The following is a 23170-nucleotide window of genomic DNA, read 5'->3' on the forward strand; positions in this document are numbered from 1 at the left end:
GGGCGTGATTCTACCCGCATTAGCCCTTGAGGGCGCGTGCATGATGTTGCAAGTGGTCGTCAATGAAGCTCGCGATGAAGAAATAGCTGTGGTCGTAGCCCGGTTGCAGACGCAATGTCAGCGGATGGCCCGCTTGTTTTGCCGCTTGTTGCAGGGCTTCGGGTTTCAGCTGTTTTTCAAGGAAGTCGTCGCGATCACCTTGATCAACCAGCAGCGGCAATTGTTCATCCGCTTCAGCGATCAGTGCGCAGGCATCCCACTCTTTCCATTTCGAACGATCCTCGCCCAGATAACGCGAGAATGCTTTCTGCCCCCACGGGCAATCCATCGGGTTATTGATCGGCGAAAAGGCTGACACCGATTGGTAACGCCCCGGGTTGCGCAGCGCACAGACCAGCGCACCGTGGCCACCCATGGAATGACCGCTGATGCTGCGTTTATCCGACGCGGGGAAATGCGCTTCAACCAGTGAAGGCAATTCCTGCACGACGTAGTCATGCATCCGATAGTGCCGCGACCAAGGTTCCTGCGTGGCATTCAGATAGAAGCCGGCACCGAGACCGAAATCCCAGGCGCCATCCGGATCGCCCGGCACATCCGGGCCACGCGGACTGGTGTCGGGCGCGACGATGATCAGACCAAGCTCGGCGGCCATGCGCAGGGCGCCAGCCTTGTGCATAAAGTTCTCGTCGGTGCAGGTCAGGCCGGACAGCCAGTACAGCACCGGCAATTTGCCGCCCTGCTCCGCTTGCGGTGGCAGGTAAACGGCGAACACCATGTCGCAACCGAGCACGTCGGAGCGATGGCGATAGCGTTTGTGCCAGCCACCGAAACTTTTCTGACAGGAGATGTTTTCCAGGCTCATGGGGATTCTCCCAGCTGCAAGCAGCAAGCTCCGAGCTTCAAGAACAGGCAAAAGCGCAGTTACTTGCAGCTTGAAGCTTGTAACTTGCCGCTGCTTTTAGAAATGAATGACGGTACGGATGCTCTTGCCTTCGTGCATCAGGTCGAACGCTTTGTTGATGTCTTCCAGGCCCATGGTGTGGGTGATGAAAGTATCCAGCGGGATCTCGCCGCTTTGCGCCATGTCGACGTAGCTTGGCAACTCGGTACGGCCGCGCACGCCGCCGAATGCCGAACCGCGCCAGACGCGACCGGTGACTAACTGGAATGGACGGGTGGCGATTTCCTGGCCGGCACCGGCCACGCCGATGATGACGGATTCGCCCCAACCTTTGTGGCAGCACTCAAGCGCGGCGCGCATCAGTTGCACGTTGCCAATGCATTCGAAGGAGAAGTCGACGCCGCCATCGGTCATGTCGACGATCACTTCCTGAATCGGACGATCGAAATCTTTCGGGTTCACGCAATCGGTGGCACCGAGTTGCTTGGCGATCTCGAACTTGGCCGGGTTGATGTCGATGGCGATGATGCGCGCAGCCTTGGCTTTCACAGCGCCGATCACCGCAGACAGACCAATACCGCCCAGACCGAAGATGGCCACGGTGTCACCCGGTTTCACCTTGGCAGTGTTGAGCACTGCGCCAATGCCGGTGGTAACGCCGCAACCGAGCAGGCAAACCTTTTCCAGCGGGGCGTCTTTGGAAATCTTCGCTACGGAGATCTCCGGCAGTACGGTGTATTCCGAGAATGTCGAAGTACCCATGTAGTGGAAAATCGTTTCGCCCTTGTAAGAAAAACGCGAAGTGCCGTCCGGCATCAGACCTTTGCCTTGAGTCGCGCGAATCGCCTGACACAGGTTGGTCTTGCCCGACTTACAGAATTTGCACTGACCGCATTCCGGGGTGTACAGCGGAATCACGTGATCGCCAACGGCAACCGAGGTCACGCCCTCGCCGATCGCTTCAACGATGGCACCACCTTCGTGGCCAAGGATCGACGGGAAGATGCCTTCCGGATCAGCGCCGGACAGGGTGTAGGCGTCAGTGTGGCAAACACCGGAGGCGACGACGCGCAGCAATACTTCACCGGCCTTGGGCATGGCGACATCGACTTCTACGATTTCCAGCGGCTTTTTGGCCTCGAAGGCAACGGCGGCGCGCGACTTGATCATGCTGACTCTCCAGTGAATCCAATGAATAAAAAAACCAGACAGCGAGTGTAGTTCAGCGCTGGCTGATGAATAATCCGGACAAATGCAAAATATTATTGCCGTACAGGGATAATCCAATGTCCGAGAACCGCTGGGAAGGCATCGACGAGTTCGTCGCCGTCGCCGAGTGCAGCCAATTCACCGCTGCGGCCGAACGCCTTGGGGTTTCTTCCTCCCACGTCAGTCGACAAATCGTACGACTGGAAGAGCGTTTGCAGACGCGTCTGCTCTATCGCAGTACCCGCCGGGTGACGCTGACCGAGGCCGGGCAGACGTTCCTCCAGCATTGCCAACGTTTGCAGGATGGTCGTGAGGAAGCATTGCGCGCGGTCGGCGACCTGACCAGCGAACCGAAAGGCATGCTGCGCATGACCTGCGCGGTAGCGTACGGCGAACGCTTTATCGTGCCGTTGGTGACACGGTTTATGGGGCTGTATCCGCAGTTGCGCATCGATATCGAACTGAGCAATCGCCAACTTGATCTGGTGCATGAAGGGCTGGATCTGGCGATTCGGTTGGGTCGGTTACAGGACTCGCGATTGGTCGCAGCACGACTGGCCCCCCGGCGCATGTACCTGTGTGCATCCCCGTCCTACCTCGAACGGTATGGACGCCCACACAGTTTGTCGGAATTGAGTCGGCATAATTGCCTGATCGGCAGCTCGGACGTCTGGCAACTGGAACAGAACGGGCGGGAATTTTCTCAGCGGGTGCAGGGAAACTGGCGCTGCAACAGTGGGCAAGCGGTGCTGGACGCGGCGTTGCAGGGCGTCGGGTTGTGTCAGTTGCCGGATTATTACGTGCTGGAGCACCTGCACAGTGGCGCGTTGATTTCGCTGCTGGAGGCGCATCAGCCGCCGAATACGGCGGTGTGGGCGTTGTATCCACAGCAACGGCATCTGTCGCCGAAGGTGCGCAAATTGGTGGATTTTTTGAAGGAGGGGTTGGCTGAGCGGCCGGAGTATCGAGGTTGAAAGCAAAAGATCGCAGCCTTCGGCAGCTCCTACAAAAGCATGCGATCCATGTAGGAGCTGCCGAAGGCTGCGATCTTTTGATCTTTTAGCGGCGGTTAGCCCAACGCTGGCGCAACCACTCCAGATCTTCCGGCCGCGTCACCTTGAGGTTATCCGCGCGCCCTTCGATCAGTCGCGGCTTCAGCCCCGCCCACTCCATCGCCGACGCTTCGTCAGTGATCACGGCATCCGCGACCAGACTGTCCGCCAGCGCCCGATGCAACGCCCCAAGACGAAACATCTGCGGCGTATACGCCTGCCAGATCACGCTGCGATCGACGGTTTCAAGCACACGACCGTGCTTGTCGACCCGCTTCAACGTGTCGCGTGCCGGCACGGCGAGCAAACCGCCGACCGGGTCATCCATCAGTTCAGCAAGCAGCTTGTCGAGATCATCGCGACTCAGATTCGGCCGCGCCGCATCGTGCACCAGTACCCAATCGTCATCATCGGCACCCTGCGCATGCAAGTGCAGCAAGGCATTGAGCACCGAAGCCGATCGCTCGGCCCCGCCGTCAACCCGCTGAATTCGCGAGTCGCTTGCGCACGCCAGGTTCGGCCAGTAAGGATCATCAACAGTAAGACTGACCACCAGCCCTTGCAGGCTTGGGTGATCGAGGAAACAGCCGAGGCTGTGTTCGAGAATTGTGCGTCCGCCCAGCTGCAGGTATTGCTTGGGACGATCCGCGGCCATTCGGGCTCCGACGCCCGCGGCAGGAATCACGGCCCAGAAGGCCGGCAGGGAATTGATCATTGGGCCAACTGGTAGAGGGTTTCGCCGTCCTTGACCATGCCCAACTCATGGCGAGCGCGTTCTTCAACGGTCTCCATGCCTTTCTTCAGCTCGCTGACTTCAGCGTCCATCACCCGATTGCGCTCCAGCAGGGCTTCGTTCTCGGCGTGTTGATCAGCAATCTGCTGATTCAGCTCGGCGACTTGCGCCAGACTGCCATTGCCCACCCACAGGCGGTACTGCAGACCGGCCAGCAGCAAGAGCAAAACGAGAAACAACCAGTAGGGACTGCGCATCGAATATCAGGTATCCAGTGAAAAAAGACAGCCATGCCAAAACTTTGAAGCATCTGATAGCACGAAGCCTGGAAGATCCAGGCTTGTGCATATAAGGCATCAGATTAGTGGCAAATCCATCGCTGTCACGACTTTTCCGACACAATCCGGTGTCTTTTTACCATCTACGGCTTAACCGCGAAACTCGGAGCGACCGTTGTACTTGGCTTTGCCATTCAACTGCTCTTCGATACGCAGCAGTTGGTTGTACTTGGAAACGCGGTCGGAACGGCACAGCGAACCGGTTTTGATCTGGCCAGCCGAGGTGCCCACAGCCAGGTCGGCGATGGTCGAATCTTCGGTTTCGCCCGAACGGTGCGAGATCACAGCAGTGTAACCGGCAGCCTTGGCCATCTGGATGGCTTCCAGCGTTTCGGTCAGGGTGCCGATCTGGTTGAACTTGATCAGGATCGAGTTGGCGATGTTTTTATCGATGCCCTCTTTCAGGATCTTGGTGTTGGTGACGAACAGGTCGTCGCCCACCAGTTGCACCTTCTCGCCGATCTTGTCAGTGAGGATTTTCCAGCCAGCCCAGTCGGACTCGTCCAGACCGTCTTCGATCGAGATGATCGGATAACGTTCGGTCAGGCCTTTCAGGTAATCAGCGAAACCTTCAGCGGTGAACACCTGGCCTTCGCCGGACAGGTTGTACTTGCCGTCTTCATAGAATTCGCTCGCCGCGCAGTCCAGCGCCAGGGTCACGTCAGTGCCCAGCTTGTAACCGGCGTTGGCCACCGCTTCGGAGATAACTTTCAGCGCGTCTTCGTTCGAGGCCAGGTTCGGTGCGAAACCGCCTTCGTCGCCAACGGCAGTGCTCAGGCCACGGGCCTTCAGCACGGCTTTCAAGTGATGGAAAATCTCGGTGCCCATGCGCAGACCTTCCGAGAAAGACTTGGCGCCAACCGGCTGCACCATGAATTCCTGGATGTCGACGTTGTTATCGGCGTGCTCGCCACCGTTGATGATGTTCATCATCGGCACCGGCATCGAGTAAACACCCGGAGTGCCGTTCAGGTTGGCGATGTGTGCGTACAACGGCAGATCCTGATCCTGTGCAGCAGCCTTGGCCGCCGCCAGGGACACGGCGAGGATGGCGTTGGCGCCCAGGGTCGCTTTGTTTTCGGTACCGTCGAGCTTGATCATCGCGTGATCCAGCGCTTTCTGGTCGCTTGGGTCGGTGCCCAGCAGCAGATCGCGGATCGGGCCGTTGATATTGGCGACTGCTTTCAGTACGCCTTTGCCCAGATAACGGCTCTTGTCGCCATCACGCAGCTCGAGCGCTTCACGCGAGCCAGTGGATGCACCGGACGGCGCGCAAGCGCTGCCGATGATGCCGTTGTCGAGAAGCACATCCGCTTCCACGGTGGGATTGCCACGGGAGTCGAGAACTTCACGACCTTTGATGTCGACGATTTTTGCCATTGTTGTAAACACTCCAAAGTTGACGAAAACGACGCAGCTAGAGGAAATCTTTTTACCGTCGGCAAGTGTTGTGCAGCGGGCAGCTTGCAGACGACAACGCACATGCCCGAGGGCATGTGCGACAAATCGTGCGGTACTTTACCGGAGAATTGAGTGTTACGCGGTTTCTACCGTCGGAAAACTCTTCACCAGTTCGTCCAAAGCTTTGAGCTGGGCCAGAAATGGCTCCAGTTTGTCCAGACGCAAGGCGCAAGGGCCGTCGCATTTGGCGTTGTCCGGATCCGGATGTGCTTCGAGGAACAGACCCGCCAGCGACTGGCTCATGCCGGCCTTGGCCAAATCCAGCACCTGCGCACGGCGACCGCCAGCGGAGTCGGAACGACCGCCTGGCATTTGCAGCGCGTGGGTCACGTCGAAGAAAACCGGATACTCGAACTGCTTCATGATGCCGAAGCCGAGCATGTCGACCACGAGGTTGTTGTAGCCGAAGCTCGAACCACGCTCGCAGAGGATCAGTTGGTCGTTACCCGCTTCCACGCACTTGCTCAGGATGTGTTTCATTTCCTGAGGCGCGAGGAACTGGGCTTTCTTGATATTGATCACTGCGTTGGTCTTGGCCATCGCGACGACCAGATCGGTCTGGCGCGACAGGAAGGCCGGCAGTTGAATGATGTCGCAGACCTCAGCGACGACCGCGGCCTGATCAGGCTCGTGGACGTCGGTGATGATCGGTACGCCGAAGGCTTGTTTGATGTCCTGGAAGATGCGCATGCCTTCTTCCAGGCCAGGGCCACGATACGAATGCACAGAAGACCGGTTGGCCTTGTCGAAACTGGCCTTGAACACGTAAGGGATACCGAGTTTTTCGGTGACCTTTACGTACTCTTCGCAAACCTGCATGGCCATGTCACGGCTTTCCAGCACGTTCATGCCGCCGAACAGCACCATGGGTTTGTCGTTGGCAATCTCGATGTCGCCGACGCGGATGATCTTCTGTGCCATCGGGTTACGCCTTCTTCTGGTGTTGAGCCAACGCTGCTTTGACGAAACCGCTGAACAGCGGGTGGCCATCGCGTGGTGTCGAGGTGAACTCAGGGTGGAACTGGCAAGCAACGAACCATGGGTGATCGGCCGCTTCTACCACTTCAACCAGCGCTGCGTCAGCCGAGCGACCGGAGATTTTCAGGCCGGCTTCGATCAGTTGTGGCAGCAGCTTGTTGTTCACTTCGTAACGGTGACGGTGACGCTCGACAATCACATCCTTGGCGTAGCAGTCGTGCACCTTGGAGCCGGCTTCAAGCAGGCATTCCTGAGCGCCGAGGCGCATGGTGCCGCCCAGATCGGACGCCTCGGTACGCACTTCAACGGCGCCGGTCGCGTCTTCCCATTCGGTGATCAGACCCACAACCGGGTGGCCGCTGGCGCGGTCGAACTCGGTGGAGTTGGCGTCTTTCCAGCCCATCACGTTACGGGCGAACTCGATGACCGCCACTTGCATGCCGAGGCAAATGCCCAGGTATGGAACCTTGTTCTCACGAGCGTACTGAACGGCGGTGATCTTGCCTTCCACGCCGCGCAGACCGAAGCCGCCCGGTACGAGGATCGCGTCGACACCTTCGAGCAGCGCGGTGCCCTGGTTTTCGATGTCTTCGGAATCGATGTAACGCAGGTTTACCTTGGTGCGGTTGCTGATGCCGGCATGACTCATCGCTTCGATCAGCGACTTGTAGGCGTCCAGCAGCTCCATGTACTTGCCGACCATGGCGATGGTCACTTCGTGTTCCGGGTTCAGCTTGGCATCAACCACCGCTTCCCACTCGGACAGATCAGCGCTGCCGCACTGCAGACCGAAACGCTCAACGACGAAATCGTCCAGACCCTGCGAGTGCAGGATCCCCGGGATCTTGTAGATGGTATCGGCGTCTTCCAGCGCGATCACCGCACGTTCTTCAACGTTGGTGAACTGAGCGATCTTGCGACGCGACGAGATGTCGATCGGGTGATCGGAACGGCACACCAGTACGTCTGGCTGCAGGCCGATCGAACGCAGTTCTTTCACCGAATGCTGGGTTGGCTTGGTTTTGGTCTCGCCGGCAGTGGCGATGTACGGCACCAAAGTCAGGTGCATCAGCATCGCGCGCTTGGCGCCGACTTCGAAACGCAGTTGGCGGATCGCTTCAAGGAACGGTTGCGACTCGATGTCACCGACGGTGCCACCGATTTCAACCATCGCCACGTCAGCGTCGCCAGCACCCTTGATGATGCGGCGCTTGATTTCGTCGGTGATGTGCGGAATCACCTGGATGGTTGCACCCAGGTAGTCACCACGGCGCTCTTTGCGCAGCACGTGCTCGTAAACACGGCCAGTGGTGAAGTTGTTGTTCTGGGTCATGGTCGTGCGGATGAACCGCTCGTAGTGGCCCAGGTCCAGGTCGGTCTCGGCGCCGTCGTGGGTGACGAACACTTCGCCGTGCTGGAACGGGCTCATGGTGCCCGGGTCAACGTTGATGTACGGATCCAGCTTCAGCATGGTGACCTTAAGTCCCCGCGCCTCCAGGATGGCTGCCAATGAAGCCGATGCAATGCCTTTCCCCAAAGAAGAAACAACACCGCCCGTGACGAATATGTAGCGCGTCATGAAAAACCCTAGAAGTCTGCGTTAAAGCGGTCCGAGCCGCCGGGGGAAGCGAAGGAAGGCCGAAGCCCCCGATCACCTGCATTAATCACAGTGCACCTTTCAAAAAAACCGCCGCGTTGGGACAGACCGGCAGATGAAACACCGGTACGTTGCTCGCTACACATTTTTTGGAATCGCCCAGCAAAGACTGCTTGGTAATCGGCAACTCCTGCAATTCAGGCGAATCCACAGAAGTTGTATCAAGAAGGGAGCGTAGTCTACCGGAATGCTCCTTTCAGCTCAAACCCAGATCTTCGCCTGTTGGCTGCCAATGCAATTTCCAGCCGTCCTGCCCATTGCCATCAAGCCCCGGCAGGTTCGCCACCGCGAGCAATTCGTCACCGCGAAACAGCAGCGGCAATCTGCCACGCACAAAACCCGGCACCGCGCGCTCATTGAGCAGGCGTTTGAGATCGCGATGACCGCGATCCGCCAAATGCATCACTTCGCCGCCCTGACGATAGGCGATACGCAACGGGCCGCAAGGATTTTGCCCGTCGAACATGACGCGACCATTATCGGCCAAGCGTAGCGGTGAAGACGGCACTTGCCAGTCGGCGCCGATCATCGGCGTGCGCAACCAGTGGCCGCTGAGCCACCACACACGTCCGGCGCTGCGATGCAATTCGCCATTGGCCAGACACCAGATAGGGGAAGCATCGGAAGCCGCTTCGCACAGATCCGTCCAACCCGACCAATGGTCGCTATCCGGCAGTTGGGTGAAGGGTTCGAGCCAATGACTGATCGCGTTGCGTTGGCGCGCGGCGGACAGTGCGGCGAGTGGCGCCAGTTCCAGCGACGGCAAACCCAGCCATTCGAAATCGTGCGGGGTGCTCGCCTGTGTCAGATCGATCTGCGCCAGTTCATCGAGCAGCCCCTGCGCCTCACGCAGATGCGCGGCACTGCGGGCCATGCTCGCCTGCGCTTGCGGCCAGCGCCCGGTCAGCAGCGGCATGACCTGATGGCGCAGATAGTTGCGCGAGAATTGCCGATCCTGATTGGACGGGTCTTCGATCCAGGTCAATTGATGTGACTGCGCGTACGCTTCCAGTTCGGCGCGGGAGATGTCCAGCAGCGGCCGAACCAGTGTGCCCTGCCCCACCGGCCGCTGCGCCGGCATTGCAGATAGTCCGCGCACACCGGCGCCGCGCAACAGGCGAAATAACAGCGTCTCCGCCTGATCATCGCGATGCTGCCCGGTCAGCAACAGATCATTGGTCTGCGTCAGCGCACTGAACACCGCGTAACGCGCATCCCGTGCTGCTCGCTCCAGACTCGCACCCGGTTGCACCGTAACCCGCTCGATCAGCAACGAAACACCCAGCGCATCGCAAACGGCTTGGCAATGTTGCGGCCACGCATCAGCCGCAGCCTGAAGGCCGTGATGGATATGGACAGCGCTTAGCAGCGGGAGGGAATCGGATTTTGCCAGAGAGGCCAGCAGATGCAGCAGGACGGTGGAATCAAGACCACCAGAGAAGGCGATACGCCAATGAGCGGCATTGCGCCAAGGCTCAAGGTTCAGCAGAAGCCGGGAAGGCAAATCACTCTTCGAAGAATTCATAGAGAGGGTCGCTTCTCAAGGATCCTGTAGGAGCTGCCGAAGGCTGCGATCTTTTGATCTTGAAAGATCGCAGCCTTCGGCAGCTCCTACAGGGGTATTGCGTTCGACTTAGAGGCCGTAGCTCATCAGTCGATCATAACGGCGCTTCAACAGCGCTTCGTTATCGAACTTCTTCAGCATCGCCAGTTGCGAGCTCAGCTCGGCACGAATCGAAGCAGCGGCAGTCGCCGGATCACGGTGCGCGCCGCCCAGAGGCTCGCCAATCACCTTGTCGACAATGCCCAGGCCTTTCAGACGCTCAGCGGTGATGCCCATCGCTTCGGCAGCATCCGGCGCTTTTTCGGCGGTTTTCCACAGAATCGATGCGCAACCTTCCGGCGAGATCACCGCGTAGGTCGAGTACTGCAGCATGTTCAACTGATCGCAGACGCCAATCGCCAGTGCACCGCCGGAACCACCTTCACCGATAACGGTGGCGATAATCGGGGTTTTCAGGCGCGACATCACACGCAGGTTCCAGGCGATCGCTTCGCTCTGGTTGCGCTCTTCAGCGTCGATACCAGGGTAAGCGCCCGGGGTGTCGATGAAGGTCAGGATCGGCATTTTGAAACGCTCGGCCATTTCCATCAAACGGCATGCCTTGCGGTAGCCTTCCGGACGCGGCATGCCGAAGTTGCGGCGAACCTTCTCGCGCACTTCGCGGCCTTTCTGGTGACCGATGATCATCACCGGCTGGTCTTCCAGACGGGCGATACCGCCAACGATGGCGGCGTCGTCAGAGAAGTGACGGTCGCCGTGCAGCTCGTCGAACTCGGTGAAGATGTGCTCGATGTAATCGAGGGTGTACGGGCGTTTCGGGTGACGCGCCAGGCGTGCGATCTGCCAGCTGGTCAGCTTGCCGAAGATGTCCTCGGTCAGCGTTTTGCTCTTGTCCTGCAGGCGGGAGATCTCATCGCCGATATTCAGCGAATTGTCATTACCGACCAAGCGCAACTCTTCGATCTTGGCTTGCAGGTCGGCGATCGGCTGTTCGAAATCTAGAAAATTCGGGTTCATAGGCGTCCGTCTTGGGTCGAGTCCCAAATAAGCTTGGGCCGGCCGGTTGTCTATTCGCGCCCTACCTTAAGGGAGAGGCGCGCTGAGGTCGAGATTAAAAATTCAGGTTTCGGGCAAGTGCAATGATGGCACTCGCCGGTCAACGGTATTGGAGGAAGACGTTGTCTCGCCCGAACTGGTCACGCAGAGCCTGAATCAACGCATCCGCCGGGTCGATTCGCCACGTCTCGCCAAACTGCAGCAAGGTCTTCGCATCGGGGCTGGTGTACTCCATGGTCACCGGGCACGCGCCGCGATGGCGCTTGAGCAAATCACCCAACCAGCGTAGCTGATCGCCTTTCAGATCCTGGGTTTGCAGCTTCAGGCGCAGGCTCTCGGCAAGGTTGGTGCGCGCATCTTCCATGCTCATCACACGCTTGACCCGCAGGCGCAGGCCGCCGGAGAAGTCATCGTTGCTGACCTCGCCTTCAACCACCACCATCGCGTCGGTCTGCAACAGCGACTGTGCGGAGTGGAACGCATCGGCGAACAGCGACGCCTCGATTCGCCCCGAACGGTCGTCGAGGGTGATGAAGCCCATCTTGTCGCCCTTTTTGTTCTTCATCACGCGCAGGGCAATGATCATCCCGGCCACGGTCTGCGTATCGCGGGCCGGCTTCAGGTCGATGATGCGCTGACGGGCGAACCGGCGGATCTCACCTTCGTACTCGTCAATCGGGTGACCGGTCAAGTACAGGCCCAGGGTGTCTTTTTCACCCTTGAGGCGTTCTTTGAGGGTCAGCTCTTTGGCCTTGCGATGCACCGCGTAAACGTCGGCGTCTTCCTCAACGAACAAGCCGCCAAACAGGTCGGCGTGGCCGCTGTCGTGGGTGCGCGCCGTCTGCTCGGCGGATTTGATCGCTTCTTCCATCGCAGTCAACAGCACCGCACGGTTGCGGTCGATGTTGGCCTGATAAGCCTTTTGCTCTTCATGGAAGAACGGGCCGAGACGATCAAGCGCGCCGCTGCGGATCAATCCATCGAGGGTGCGCTTGTTGATTCGTTTGAGGTCGACGCGGGCGCAGAAATCGAACAGATCCTTGAACGGCCCGTCCGCGCGCGCCTCAGTGATCGCCTCGACCGGACCCTCGCCCACCCCCTTGATCGCGCCGAGGCCATAAATGATGCGGCCTTCGTCGTTCACCGTGAACTTGAATTCCGAAGTATTCACATCCGGCGCGTCGAGACGCAGCTTCATGGTGCGAATTTCTTCGATCAAGGTCACGACCTTGTCGGTGTTGTGCATGTCCGCCGACAGTACCGCGGCCATGAACGGCGCCGGGTAGTGAGTCTTCAGCCAGGCCGTCTGGTACGAAACCAGACCGTATGCAGCCGAGTGAGACTTGTTGAAGCCGTAACCGGCGAATTTTTCCACCAGGTCGAAAATGTTACCGGCAAGGTCGGCTTCGATATTGTTGGTCTTGCAACCTTCAATAAAACCGCCGCGCTGCTTGGCCATTTCTTCGGGCTTTTTCTTACCCATCGCCCGACGGAGCATGTCCGCACCACCGAGGGTGTAACCGGCCATCACCTGGGCAATCTGCATCACCTGTTCCTGATACAGGATGATGCCGTAGGTCGGTGCCAATACCGGCTTGAGGCCTTCGTATTGATAGTCGGAGTGCGGATACGCCAGCTCGGCGCGACCGTGCTTACGGTTGATAAAGTCATCAACCATGCCGGATTGCAGCGGGCCCGGACGGAACAGGGCCACCAGTGCGATCAAGTCTTCCAGGCAGTCGGGCTTGAGCTTTTTGATCAGCTCTTTCATGCCGCGGGATTCAAGCTGGAACACCGCGGTGGTTTCAGCTTTTTGCAACAGCGTGTAAGTCGGCTTGTCGTCGAGCGGAATGAACGCGATGTCCAGCGGCGGCTCGTCGACCTTGGCGCGGTCGCGGTTGATGGTCTTCAGCGCCCAGTCGATGACCGTCAGCGTCCGCAGACCGAGGAAGTCGAACTTCACCAGACCGGCGGCTTCAACGTCGTCCTTGTCGAACTGGGTTACCAGACCGTCACCGGCCTCGTCGCAATAGATCGGCGAGAAGTCAGTCAGCTTGGTCGGCGCGATAACCACACCACCGGCGTGTTTACCGACGTTACGCACCACGCCTTCGAGCTTGCGCGCCATCTCCCAGATTTCGGCGGCCTCTTCATCGACCTTGATGAAGTCACGGAGGATTTCTTCCTGCTCGTAGGCTTTTTCCAGAGTCATGCCGACTTCGAACGGAATCATCTTCGACAGACGATCCGCCAAACCGTAGGACTTGCCCTGCACCCGCGCCACGTCGCGCACCACAGCCTTGGCGGCCATGGAACCGAAAGTGATGATCTGGCTTACCGCGTTGCGCCCGTATTTCTCGGCCACGTAGTCGATCACGCGGTCACGACCGTCCATGCAGAAGTCGACGTCGAAGTCGGGCATCGATACCCGTTCCGGGTTAAGGAAACGTTCGAACAGCAGGTCGTATTCCAGCGGATCAAGGTCGGTGATCTTCTGCACGTAGGCCACCAGCGAACCGGCACCCGAACCACGGCCAGGGCCTACCGGCACGCCGTTGCTCTTGGCCCACTGGATAAAGTCCATAACGATCAGGAAGTAACCGGGGAAGCCCATCTGGATGATGATATCCAGCTCGAAATTCAAGCGATCTACATAGACCTGACGCTTGGCTTCGTAGTCTTCGGTGGTGTCTTTTGGCAGCAACACCGCCAAGCGCTCTTCGAGACCGTCGAAGGAGACTTTGCGGAAATATTCGTCGATGGTCATGCCATCGGGGATCGGGAAGTTGGGCAGGAAGTGCGTGCCCAGTTTCACGTCGATGTTGCAGCGCTTGGCGATCTCGACGGTGTTTTCAATCGCGTCGGGAATATCGCTGAACAGCTCGATCATCTCCTCGGCGCTTTTCAGGTATTGCTGATCGCTGTAATTCTTCGAACGACGCGGATCGTCGAGGGCGCGGCCCTCACCGATGCACACGCGGGTTTCGTGGGCGGCAAAGTCTTCCTGCTTGATGAAGCGCACATCGTTGCTCGCCACCAGCGGCGCGCCGAGTTTGTCGGCCAGCGCCACGGCGCCGTGCAGTTGTTCTTCATCGTTGGGACGGTTGGTGCGCTGGATTTCCAGATAGAAGCGATCCGGGAACACCGCCATCCATTCGCGCGTCAGGGCCTCGGCTTCAGCCGGGTTGCCACTGATCAGGGCCATGCCGATCTCGCCTTCTTTGGCGGCGGACAACATGATCAGGCCGTCGTTGGCTTCAGCGACCCACTCACGCTCGATGATGATCATGCCGTTGCGCTGGCCTTCAATGAAGCCGCGCGAGATCAACTCGGTGAGGTTGCGATAGCCCTTGGCGTTCATCACCAACAGGCTGAGCCGGCTCAGCGGCGCGTCCGGATCTTTGTTCGACAGCCACAGGTCGGCGCCGCAGATCGGCTTGATGCCGGCGCCCATGGTGTTTTTATAGAATTTGACCAGGGAACACATGTTGTTCTGGTCGGTGACCGCGACCGCCGGCATGTTCATGGCGGTCAGCGCCTTGACCAGCGGCTTGATCCGCACTAGCCCGTCGACCAGCGAGTATTCAGTGTGCAGGCGTAGATGAACGAATGAAGCCGGCATAGTGATCCTGTCCAGTTACATAGAGACAACAAGGCCCGGATTGTACCGGGCCTCGAACAAAACATCAGCCTTGCGACTAAACCTGCGTCAGGCCTTCCAGCGCTTCGTAAGCCAGACGCACCGGGGCAAACGAGCGCCGGTGAATCGGCGTCGGGCCCAGACGTACCAAGGCTTCCAGATGAACGGGCGTCGGATAGCCTTTATGCCCGCCGATGCCGTAACCCGGGTAGATCAATTCAAACGCAGCCATTTCACGGTCACGACTGACCTTGGCCAGAATCGACGCGGCAGCAATGGCCGGCACCTTACCGTCGCCCTGCACCACCGCTTCAGCGCGCATCGGCAAGTGTGGGCAGCGGTTGCCGTCGATCATCGCCAGTTTCGGCTGAATATGCAGGCCGGCGACCGCGCGCTGCATGGCGAGCATGGTCGCGTGAAGGATGTTCAGTTCGTCGATTTCTTCGACTTCGGCGCGGGCAATACACCAGCTCAGCGACTTCTCGATGATCTCGTCGTAGAGCTTTTCACGCTTGGCTTCGGTGAGCTTCTTCGAGTCGTTGAGACCGAGAATCGGCCGATTCGGATCAAGGATCACCGCCGCCGTCACCACTGCACCGCACAACGGGCCGCGACCGACTTCGTCGACACCGGCCACCAATTCTTCGACTTCGGCGACCAGGGTGAAATCCAGGCCCATCTGCATGCTTGTCTTGCTCATTGTTTTTGACCGATCAGGTTAAGGACGGCGTCCGCCGCCTGATTGGAGGCATCCCGGCGTAGCGTGCGGTGGATCTCGTCGAAACCGCGCGTCTGCTCTTCACCGCCTTCGATCAGCGGCGACAAGGTCTGGGCCAGTGCTTCAACCGTCGCATCATCCTGCAACAATTCTGGCACCAGCAGACGCTGGGCGAGCAGGTTCGGCAAAGATACGTAAGGGCTCTTGACCATGCGCTTGAGAATCCAGTACGTCAGCGGCGCCAAGCGATAGGCGACCACCATCGGCCGCTTGTACAGCAGCGCTTCAAGGGTCGCGGTACCGGAAGCGATCAACACGGCGTTGCACGCGGCCAGGGCCAGATGGGATTTGCCGTCGAGCAAGGTCACCGGCAGATCGCGGCCGGCGAGCAGCTCTTCAAGCTGCGCGCGACGCTCGGCATTGGCGCAAGGAATGATGAAACGCACACCCGGGCGCATGCTGCGCAGGCGCTCGGCGGTATCGAGGAACAGCGCGCCAAGTCGCGACACTTCGCCGCCACGGCTGCCGGGCATCAAGGCCACCAGCGGGCCGTCAGGCAAGCCCAACTCGGCACGCGCGGCAGCACGATCAGCCTCCAGCGGAATGGCATCGGCCAGCGTGTGGCCGACGAACCGAACCGGCACGCCCTTCTCTTCGTAGAATTTCGCTTCGAACGGCAACAACGTGAGCATCAAATCGCAGCCTTCGCGAATCTTCAACACGCGCTTCTGCCGCCATGCCCACACCGACGGGCTGACGTAATGCACGGTTTTGATCCCGGCCTGACGCAGCTTCAGTTCGATATTGAGGTTGAAATCCGGGGCATCGATGCCGATGAACACATCCGGTTTCTCGGCGATCAGCGTGGCGATCAGCTCCTTGCGGCGCTTGAGCAACTCACGCAGACGCCCGAGCACTTCTACCAGGCCCATGACCGACAAGCGTTCCATGGGAAAGTAGGAAGTCAGGCCTTCGGCCTGCATCAACGGGCCACCCACACCGATGAACTCGACCGCCGGATGCTGCGCCTTGAGGGCGCGCATCAGACCGGCGCCGAGAATGTCGCCGGAAGCCTCACCCGCCACCAGCGCAATACGCAGATTAGCCATGATCAGCGAGTGATGCCGCGAGTCGACGACTGGATCGAGTCGCGGAAAATCGCGACTTCCGGGAACTGCGCCGCCGGTTCAGCCAGCTCAGCCAGTGCCTGCTCGACCGTCAGGCCTTGGCGGTAGACGGTTTTGTAGGCGCGACGCAGGGTGTGGATCGCGTCTTCGCTGAACCCACGACGGCGCATGCCTTCGAAGTTCATGCTGCGTGCTTCCGCCGGGTTGCCGAATACCGTCACGAACGCCGGAACGTCCTTGCCGATCGCCGTGCCCATGCCGGAAAAGCTGTGGGCGCCGATGTGGCAATACTGATGTACGAGGGTGAAACCGGAGAGGATCGCCCAGTCATCAACGTGCACATGGCCAGCCAACGCGGTGTTGTTGACCAGAATGCAGTTGTTGCCGATGACGCTGTCGTGACCGATGTGGGCATAGGCCATGATCAGGTTGTGGTCGCCCAAGGTCGTTTCGGAACGATCCTGAACGGTGCCACGGTGAATGGTCACGCCTTCGCGGATGACGTTATGGTCACCAATCACCAGACGGGTTTCTTCACCTTTGTATTTCAGATCGGGCGTGTCCTCGCCTACCGAAGAAAACTGGTAGATGCGATTGTGCTTACCGATGCGGGTCGGGCCTTTAAGAATTACATGGGGCCCGATCACGGTACCCTCGCCGATTTCCACACCGGCGCCGACGATCGACCACGGGCCGACCTCGACGCCGTCAGCCAGAACGGCCGACGGATCGATGATTGCGCGAGGGTCAATCAAACTCATAGCTTGCGTTCCGCGCAGATGATTTCAGCCGAGCAGACCGGCTTGCCGTCGACCGAAGCCTGGCATTCGAATTTCCAGATCTGACGCTTGCAGCTGAGGAACTTGGCTTCAAGGATCAACTGGTCGCCCGGCAACACAGGCTGGCGGAAGCGCAGCTTGTCGGAACCGACGAAGTAGTAAAGCGTGCCGTCGGCAGGCTTCACATCAAGCATTTTGAAACCGAGGATCCCGGCAGCCTGAGCCATCGCTTCGATGATCAGTACGCCCGGCATGATTGGATGCGCAGGGAAGTGACCATTGAAGAACGGTTCATTGATGCTGACATTCTTGTAGGCGCGAATGCGCTTGCCTTCAGTGTCCAGTTCCACCACTCGGTCCACCAGCAGGAACGGGTAACGGTGAGGCAGGTATTCGCGAATCTCGTTGATGTCCATCATTTCGGGGGGAAGCCTATGTAAAGATTGGGAGCGCGACTGACGCGCACTCCTCTAGCAAATCAAGGAGGCAGTCTAGAGGCTGTGCACACTTGATATGGAAATGGTATCAGCCATCTGATGAAGCATTGCCGTCAGGGGTCACTTCCCCTACGCGCTTTTCCAGCTGTTTCAAACGTCGCGCGATGTCATCGAGCTGACGAATACGGGCCGCGCTTTTGCGCCATTCGGCCGCCGGTTGCATGGCTGTACCGGATGAGTAGGCGCCTGGCTCGGTAATCGAGTGGGTCACCATGGTCATCCCGGTGAGGAAAACGTTGTCGCAAATATCAATGTGCCCAACCAGACCGACACCGCCAGCGAGCATGCAATGCTTGCCGATCTTGGTGCTGCCGGAGATCCCGACACACGCGGCCATGGCAGTGTGATCACCGACCTGAACGTTGTGCGCGATCTGAATCTGGTTATCGAGTTTCACGCCATTGCCGATCACGGTATCGGCCAGCGCGCCGCGGTCGATAGCGGTATTCACGCCAATCTCTACGTCGTCGCCGATGGTCACGCCACCGATCTGGGCGATTTTCTGCCAGATGCCCTTCTCGTTGGCAAAGCCGAAGCCCTCACCACCGAGCACAGCACCGGACTGAATCACCACACGTTTGCCGATGCGCACGTCGTGATACAGGGTCACGCGGGGCGCGAGCCAGCCGCCTTCACCAATTTCACTGCGCGCACCGATAAAGCAGTGGGCGCCCAAGGTCACTTGAGCAGCGATACGCGCACCGGCTTCGATCACTACAAACGGGCCGATGCTGGCGGTTGGATCAACCACCGCGTCGTCCGCAATCACTGCCGACGGGTGGATACCCGCCACAGCTTTTGGTTTGGGATCGAACAAGTGCGAGATACGTGCGTAGGCCAGATAAGGATCCGGCACCACCAGCGCATTTCCGGCAAAGCCTTCAGCATCAGCTTCTTTGAGCAACAGCGCTGCCGCCTGCGAGCCTGCCAGGAATTTGCGGTATTGAGGGTTTGCCAGAAAGCTCAACTGAGCTGGGCCAGCCTCTTGCAAAGTGGCTAGCCCAGTAATTTGCTTCTCCGGGTCGCCACGCAGGGTGGCGCCGAGGAACTCGGCCAACTGGCCGAGCTTGATGGTCACGGTCATGGGTTACTTCAGCTGATTCATGCGCTCGATAACCTGGCGCGTGATGTCGTACTGAGGTTTGACATCGATCACTGCGCCACGCTCGAACACCAGGTCAAAACCACCTTTCTTGATGACTTCTTCCACTGCGCCATCCAGCTTCGGCTTCAGTTGCTTGAGCATTTCGCGGTCAGCAACGGCTTTGGCTTCGTTCAGTTCTTTGGACTGGAACTGGAAGTCACGGGCCTTTTGCTTGAATTCAAGCTCCAGACGCTCGCGCTCGCCCTGCTGCATTTTGTCGCCACCGGCCATCAGACGATCCTGAATGCCTTTGGCGCTGCTTTCCAGAGTCTTCAGTTTGGTCAGTTGCGGACCGAACTTCTTCTCGGCATCAACGGCGTACTTCTTGGCCGCGTCCGATTCCAGCAAAGCCATCTGATAGTTCAGAACAGCGATTTTCATGTCGGCGAAAGCCGGGCCTGCCACCAGTACGGAGGCCAGGAGAACCAATTGAGTCAACTTACGCACGATGCACTCCTACAAAATCCATTGTCGTTATCTTGGGTCAGACGCTTAGAACGTCTGGCCGAGGGAGAATTGGAACACTTGAGTTTCAGCGTCATCCGGTTTCTTGATCGGCATGGCCAACGCGAAGCTCAGAGGACCCAGTGCGGTGACCCAGGTCACGCCTACACCAACGGAACTCGCCATGTTGCTCAGGCTGATGTCGTTGCACTGCGTGTTGGACTTCGAACCATCAGTGTTCGTGGTGTCTTTGCACTGCGAATCAAACACGTTACCCACATCCCAGAATACCGACGTACGCAGGGAGCGTTGATCTTTGACGAAAGGCAGCGGGAACAATACTTCAACACCGCCCTGAATCAGAACGTTGCCACCGAATGGCAGTGGATCCTGATCCGGATCGGGCAGAGTACCGTTTTTACCCGTACTTGGTGTGCTGCGAGGACCCAGAGTGCTGTCCTTGAAGCCACGAACCGAGTTGAAACCACCAGCATAGTAGTTTTCATAGAACGGCAAGCCGTCAGTCGAACCGTAACCGTCGCCATAACCCAATTCGGTGTGCAGACGCAGGGTGTAGTTTTCAGTGATCGGCTGGAACAGCTGACCACGGTAATCAAGCTTGAAGAACGACAGGTCGCTGCCCGGAATCGTCGATTCCAGCGTCAGGCTCTGCGAACGACCACGGGTCGGCAGTACGCCTTTGTTCAGGGTCGATTCAGACCAGCCGGCCGACGCCTTGAAGTTCAGGTACTTGTCGCCTTCCTTGTTAACGAAGTCAAAAATCTCGTCAACTGTGTAGGTACCGGTTTTGATCTCATCCTGTTGAACGGACAGACCGAAGGTCAGACGCGAAGTCTCGCTGATCGGGTAGCCGACGTTTACGCCAGCACCCAGACTGTCTACCGCATAGCTTGCAACGTCGACATCGAGGTCATCGTAGTCAGTGGTGCGATAGAACGCGTTGTAACCCAGGCTCACGCCATCGGCGGTCCAGTACGGGTCAACGTAGCCGAAGTTGTAGCGGCTCTGGTATTCGCTTCGGGTCAGGCCGACGCTGACGCGGTTACCGGTACCGAGGAAGTTGTTCTGGGTGATCGAACCACCGAGGATCAGACCGGCGCTCTGGGCGAAACCGACGCTGGCGGTGATCGAACCGGAAGCCTGCTCTTCAACGCTGTAGTTCACGTCAACCTGGTCGTCGACACCTGGCACAGCCGGGGTTTCAACGTTGACTTCTTTAAAGAAGCCCAGACGCTCAAGACGGGTCTTGGACTGGTCGATCAGATAGGTCGAAGCCCAGCCGCCTTCCATCTGACGCATTTCACGACGCAGCACTTCGTCTTCCGACTTGGTGTTGCCACGGAAGTTGATACGGTTGACGTAAGCACGCTTGCCCGGATCGACAGCAAACAGGATGTCGACAGTGTGGTCGTCATCGTGTGGCTGCGGAACACCGTTGACGTTGGCGAAGGTGTAACCCTCGTTACCCAGACGACGGGTGATCAGTTCAGAGGTGGTGGTCATCAGCTTGCGCGAGAACACCTGGCCTTTCTGCACCAGCAACAGCGATTTGACCTGGTCTTCAGGGACTTTCAGGTCACCGCTGAGTTTGACGTCACGAACGGTGTACTTCTCGCCTTCGGTGACGTTAACGGTGATGTAGACGTGTTTCTTGTCCGGGGTGATGGACACCTGGGTCGAAGCGATATCCATGTTGATATAGCCGCGGTCCAGGTAGTAGGAGCGCAGACGCTCCAGGTCACCGGAAAGCTTTTCACGGGCGTACTTGTCGTCGTTCTTGAAGAACGACAGCCAGTTGGTGGTTTTCAGTTCGAACAGGTCGGTCAGGTCTTCCTCAGGGAAAACCGTGTTGCCAACGACGTTGATGTGCTGAATGGCCGCAACGGTACCTTCGTTGATCTTCACTTTCAGACCAACACGGTTACGTGGCTGCGAAACCACTTCGGTATCAACGGTGGCCGAGTAGCGACCCTGAGCAACGTACTGACGTTGCAGTTCGTTACGCACACCTTCGAGGGTGGCACGCTGGAAGATCTCGCCTTCGGACAGACCGGACTGTTTGAGACCTTTCATCAAGTCTTCGGTAGAGATCGCCTTGTTGCCTTCGATCTCGATACTGGCGACCGACGGACGTTCAACGACCGTGATTACCAGTACGTTGCCTTCGCGGCCCAGCTGGATATCTTGAAAGAAACCGGTTTTGAACAACGCACGAGTGGATTCCACCAGGCGACGATCATCCGCCTGCTCGCCGACGTTCAACGGCAAGGCACCAAAGACACTACCCGCGGAGACCCGCTGGAGGCCATTGACGCGAATATCAGAGATAGTGAAGGACTCGGCGTGAACTTCGGCGATCATCAATACGGTGAGAACCGCAGTTAGCAGCAGACGTTTCATGAAGTCCTTTCTTATTCCAACTGGCAATAAACAAACTGCCGCAAAATGCGGCAGATTCGCAATTCAGCGAAGCGTTACAGTCGACCCAGATCGTTGACCAGAGCTAACAACATCACTCCGACCACCAAACTGATACCGATCTGTATCCCCCAACCTTGCACCCGATCCGACAAGGGACGACCACGCGCCCACTCGATCAGATAAAACAACAAATGCCCCCCATCCAGTACAGGAATGGGCAGCAAATTCAGAACCCCCAGGCTAATACTCAGATAAGCAAGGAAATTCAGGAAATCAGCGACGCCCGACTGGGCAGAAGCGCCCGCCACTTTAGCAATGGTTATCGGTCCACTCAAGTTTTTTACCGAGAGCTCGCCGAACAGCATTTTCTTTAGCGAATCGAGGGTCAGAACGCTCATGGTCCAAGTGCGACGAGCGCCCTCGCCAATCGCGGCCAAAGGCCCGTAACTGACCTCGCGGATCATTTCCGGTGGCCAGTCGATCGCTTTGACGCCAGCGCCCAGATAACCGCTCGGCGCCTTGCTTTCGCCACGCGCTGCCAGCGTCACCGGGACGTCGATTTGAGCACCATCACGCTCGACACGCAGCATGATTTTGGTATCAGGACGCGTACGAACGGTATCGACTACTTGCTGCCAGTCGCTCAGCACCACGCCGTCAAGCGAGACCAGACGGTCGCCGGTTTTCAGGCCAGCAGCTTGCGCCGGGCCTTTTGGATCAAGTTCTGCGAGCACCGGCGGCAAGGCCGGACGCCATGGACGAATACCCAACGAGCGAATCGGATCCGGCTCATCAGCTCCTTTCAGCCAATGATCCAGCGCCAGCTCGCGCGGCGAATCAGCCGTAGAGCCCTGCTCACGCACCAACAACTGCAGTGAACCGCTCTCACCCAGTCGACGTACCAACTGCAAATTGACCGCTGCCCAACCAGAAGTCGGCTCGCCATCAATTGCGACAATTTCCTGACCCGCCGTCAAACCAGCCTTGGCCGCGATACTGCCGGACTCCACACCACCGATAACCGGGCGTATTTGCTGACTGCCAAGCATCGCCAGCACCCAGAAAAACACCAGAGCCAGCAGGAAGTTGGCGATCGGGCCGGCAGCCACGATGGCAATACGCTGGCGTACAGATTTGCGATTGAACGACTGATCGAGCTGATCCAGCGGCACTTCGCCTTCACGCTCGTCGAGCATCTTGACGTAACCACCCAGCGGAATCGCGGCGATCACGAACTCGGTGCCTTTCTTGTCGTGCCAGCGCAGCAACGGCATACCAAAGCCTACGGAAAAACGCAGAACCTTGACGCCACAGCGACGCGCGACCCAAAAATGGCCGAATTCATGAAAGGTGACCAGCACACCCAAAGCGATCAGGGTGCCGGCAATCATATAGAGCGCGCTCATCTACTTTCTCCGCAATCCTGT

At 58.5% G+C, this 23170-nt stretch carries 19 protein-coding genes; 1 reads left to right on the forward strand and 18 read right to left on the reverse strand.

Annotated features, from left to right (window positions below):
• Positions 1–19: 19 nt before the first annotated feature.
• Both fghA and ACP3TY_RS19450 read right to left on the reverse strand, forming a co-directional pair.
• Positions 20–871 (reverse strand): S-formylglutathione hydrolase, encoded by an 852-nt coding sequence (gene fghA / locus ACP3TY_RS19445; RefSeq protein WP_426620503.1) that lies wholly within the window; start codon positions 869–871, stop codon positions 20–22.
• Positions 872–961: 90 nt separating this feature from the next.
• Positions 962–2074 carry an S-(hydroxymethyl)glutathione dehydrogenase/class III alcohol dehydrogenase gene (locus tag ACP3TY_RS19450; protein WP_007908835.1) on the reverse strand — a complete coding sequence of 371 codons (1113 nt, stop codon included), beginning with the start codon at positions 2072–2074 and terminating at the stop codon, positions 962–964.
• A 116-nt stretch (positions 2075–2190) separates the two neighbouring features.
• Here ACP3TY_RS19450 and ACP3TY_RS19455 point away from each other — a divergent pair, with 116 nt between their 5' ends.
• The gene (locus tag ACP3TY_RS19455; RefSeq protein ID WP_053117652.1) at positions 2191–3087 is read left to right on the forward strand and encodes a LysR substrate-binding domain-containing protein; all 897 of its coding nucleotides are present in this window, start codon (positions 2191–2193) and stop codon (positions 3085–3087) included.
• 85 nt (positions 3088–3172) lie between these two features.
• Here ACP3TY_RS19455 and ispD read toward each other — a convergent pair whose 3' ends face one another.
• The 16 genes from ispD to rseP all read right to left on the reverse strand — a co-directional run bounded on the left by ispD (position 3173) and on the right by rseP (position 23149).
• Positions 3173–3880 carry a 2-C-methyl-D-erythritol 4-phosphate cytidylyltransferase gene (gene ispD / locus ACP3TY_RS19460; protein ID WP_426618245.1) on the reverse strand — a complete coding sequence of 236 codons (708 nt, stop codon included), beginning with the start codon at positions 3878–3880 and terminating at the stop codon, positions 3173–3175.
• A complete protein-coding gene (gene ftsB, locus ACP3TY_RS19465; protein ID WP_003222158.1) occupies positions 3877–4155 on the reverse strand; it encodes a cell division protein FtsB in 279 nt (92 codons plus the stop codon). Before ftsB ends, ispD begins: the two co-directional genes overlap by 4 nt.
• A 171-nt stretch (positions 4156–4326) precedes the next feature.
• Positions 4327–5616 carry a phosphopyruvate hydratase gene (gene eno, locus ACP3TY_RS19470; protein WP_007908839.1) on the reverse strand — a complete coding sequence of 430 codons (1290 nt, stop codon included), beginning with the start codon at positions 5614–5616 and terminating at the stop codon, positions 4327–4329.
• Positions 5617–5772: 156 nt separating this feature from the next.
• Entirely contained in the window at positions 5773–6618 is an 846-nt protein-coding gene (gene kdsA / locus ACP3TY_RS19475; protein WP_008081720.1) for a 3-deoxy-8-phosphooctulonate synthase, read from the reverse strand.
• A 4-nt stretch (positions 6619–6622) separates the two neighbouring features.
• Entirely contained in the window at positions 6623–8254 is a 1632-nt protein-coding gene (locus tag ACP3TY_RS19480) for a CTP synthase (RefSeq protein ID WP_053117648.1), read from the reverse strand.
• 274 nt (positions 8255–8528) lie between these two features.
• Complete coding sequence (gene tilS, locus ACP3TY_RS19485) at positions 8529–9857, reverse strand: tRNA lysidine(34) synthetase TilS (protein ID WP_426618246.1); 1329 nt, start codon at positions 9855–9857, stop codon at positions 8529–8531.
• Between the two features lie 108 nt (positions 9858–9965).
• Positions 9966–10913 carry an acetyl-CoA carboxylase carboxyltransferase subunit alpha gene (locus ACP3TY_RS19490; protein WP_053117644.1) on the reverse strand — a complete coding sequence of 316 codons (948 nt, stop codon included), beginning with the start codon at positions 10911–10913 and terminating at the stop codon, positions 9966–9968.
• Between the two features lie 139 nt (positions 10914–11052).
• Positions 11053–14574, reverse strand: coding sequence for a DNA polymerase III subunit alpha (gene dnaE / locus ACP3TY_RS19495; protein ID WP_426618247.1), 3522 nt, complete (start codon positions 14572–14574; stop codon positions 11053–11055).
• A gap of 76 nt (positions 14575–14650) precedes the next feature.
• Positions 14651–15277: a ribonuclease HII gene (gene rnhB, locus ACP3TY_RS19500; RefSeq protein ID WP_159813170.1), complete on the reverse strand. Its 627-nt coding sequence runs from the start codon at positions 15275–15277 to the stop codon at positions 14651–14653.
• An 11-nt stretch (positions 15278–15288) separates the two neighbouring features.
• Positions 15289–16419 carry a lipid-A-disaccharide synthase gene (gene lpxB, locus ACP3TY_RS19505; RefSeq protein ID WP_426618248.1) on the reverse strand — a complete coding sequence of 377 codons (1131 nt, stop codon included), beginning with the start codon at positions 16417–16419 and terminating at the stop codon, positions 15289–15291.
• 2 nt (positions 16420–16421) lie between these two features.
• Positions 16422–17198, reverse strand: coding sequence for an acyl-ACP--UDP-N-acetylglucosamine O-acyltransferase (gene lpxA, locus ACP3TY_RS19510; RefSeq protein WP_159813095.1), 777 nt, complete (start codon positions 17196–17198; stop codon positions 16422–16424).
• The gene (gene fabZ, locus ACP3TY_RS19515; protein WP_053117635.1) at positions 17195–17635 is read right to left on the reverse strand and encodes a 3-hydroxyacyl-ACP dehydratase FabZ; all 441 of its coding nucleotides are present in this window, start codon (positions 17633–17635) and stop codon (positions 17195–17197) included. The genes lpxA and fabZ overlap by 4 nt, the downstream gene beginning before the upstream one ends.
• Before the next feature lie 106 nt (positions 17636–17741).
• Positions 17742–18797 carry a UDP-3-O-(3-hydroxymyristoyl)glucosamine N-acyltransferase gene (gene lpxD, locus ACP3TY_RS19520; RefSeq protein ID WP_426618249.1) on the reverse strand — a complete coding sequence of 352 codons (1056 nt, stop codon included), beginning with the start codon at positions 18795–18797 and terminating at the stop codon, positions 17742–17744.
• 3 nt (positions 18798–18800) lie between these two features.
• Positions 18801–19304, reverse strand: a complete 504-nt coding sequence (locus ACP3TY_RS19525) for an OmpH family outer membrane protein (protein WP_042557882.1) — start codon at positions 19302–19304, stop codon at positions 18801–18803.
• 45 nt (positions 19305–19349) lie between these two features.
• The gene (bamA, locus tag ACP3TY_RS19530) at positions 19350–21722 is read right to left on the reverse strand and encodes an outer membrane protein assembly factor BamA (RefSeq protein WP_053117631.1); all 2373 of its coding nucleotides are present in this window, start codon (positions 21720–21722) and stop codon (positions 19350–19352) included.
• Between the two features lie 74 nt (positions 21723–21796).
• On the reverse strand, positions 21797–23149 hold the full coding sequence (gene rseP / locus ACP3TY_RS19535) for a sigma E protease regulator RseP (RefSeq protein ID WP_426618250.1): 1353 nt from the start codon (positions 23147–23149) through the stop codon (positions 21797–21799).
• Positions 23150–23170 lie beyond the last annotated feature (21 nt).

The organism is Pseudomonas rustica, assembly GCF_049959085.1.
GTDB lineage: Bacteria > Pseudomonadota > Gammaproteobacteria > Pseudomonadales > Pseudomonadaceae > Aquipseudomonas > Aquipseudomonas rustica.

Bases quoted from the DNA above. Each gene is read 5' to 3' on its own strand.
- ACP3TY_RS19450 (WP_007908835.1), bottom strand. From the start codon at position 2,074: ATGATCAAGTCGCGCGCCGCCGTTGCCTTCGAGGCCAAAAAGCCGCTG.
- ACP3TY_RS19455 (WP_053117652.1), top strand. From the start codon at position 2,191: ATGTCCGAGAACCGCTGGGAAGGCATCGACGAGTTCGTCGCCGTCGCC.
- ispD (WP_426618245.1), bottom strand. From the start codon at position 3,880: ATGATCAATTCCCTGCCGGCCTTCTGGGCCGTGATTCCTGCCGCGGGC.
- ftsB (WP_003222158.1), bottom strand. From the start codon at position 4,155: ATGCGCAGTCCCTACTGGTTGTTTCTCGTTTTGCTCTTGCTGCTGGCC.
- eno (WP_007908839.1), bottom strand. From the start codon at position 5,616: ATGGCAAAAATCGTCGACATCAAAGGTCGTGAAGTTCTCGACTCCCGT.
- kdsA (WP_008081720.1), bottom strand. From the start codon at position 6,618: ATGGCACAGAAGATCATCCGCGTCGGCGACATCGAGATTGCCAACGAC.
- ACP3TY_RS19480 (WP_053117648.1), bottom strand. From the start codon at position 8,254: ATGACGCGCTACATATTCGTCACGGGCGGTGTTGTTTCTTCTTTGGGG.
- tilS (WP_426618246.1), bottom strand. From the start codon at position 9,857: ATGAATTCTTCGAAGAGTGATTTGCCTTCCCGGCTTCTGCTGAACCTT.
- ACP3TY_RS19490 (WP_053117644.1), bottom strand. From the start codon at position 10,913: ATGAACCCGAATTTTCTAGATTTCGAACAGCCGATCGCCGACCTGCAA.
- dnaE (WP_426618247.1), bottom strand. From the start codon at position 14,574: ATGCCGGCTTCATTCGTTCATCTACGCCTGCACACTGAATACTCGCTG.
- rnhB (WP_159813170.1), bottom strand. From the start codon at position 15,277: ATGCAGATGGGCCTGGATTTCACCCTGGTCGCCGAAGTCGAAGAATTG.
- lpxB (WP_426618248.1), bottom strand. From the start codon at position 16,419: ATGGCTAATCTGCGTATTGCGCTGGTGGCGGGTGAGGCTTCCGGCGAC.
- lpxA (WP_159813095.1), bottom strand. From the start codon at position 17,198: ATGAGTTTGATTGACCCTCGCGCAATCATCGATCCGTCGGCCGTTCTG.
- fabZ (WP_053117635.1), bottom strand. From the start codon at position 17,635: ATGATGGACATCAACGAGATTCGCGAATACCTGCCTCACCGTTACCCG.
- lpxD (WP_426618249.1), bottom strand. From the start codon at position 18,797: ATGACCGTGACCATCAAGCTCGGCCAGTTGGCCGAGTTCCTCGGCGCC.
- bamA (WP_053117631.1), bottom strand. From the start codon at position 21,722: ATGAAACGTCTGCTGCTAACTGCGGTTCTCACCGTATTGATGATCGCC.
- rseP (WP_426618250.1), bottom strand. From the start codon at position 23,149: ATGAGCGCGCTCTATATGATTGCCGGCACCCTGATCGCTTTGGGTGTG.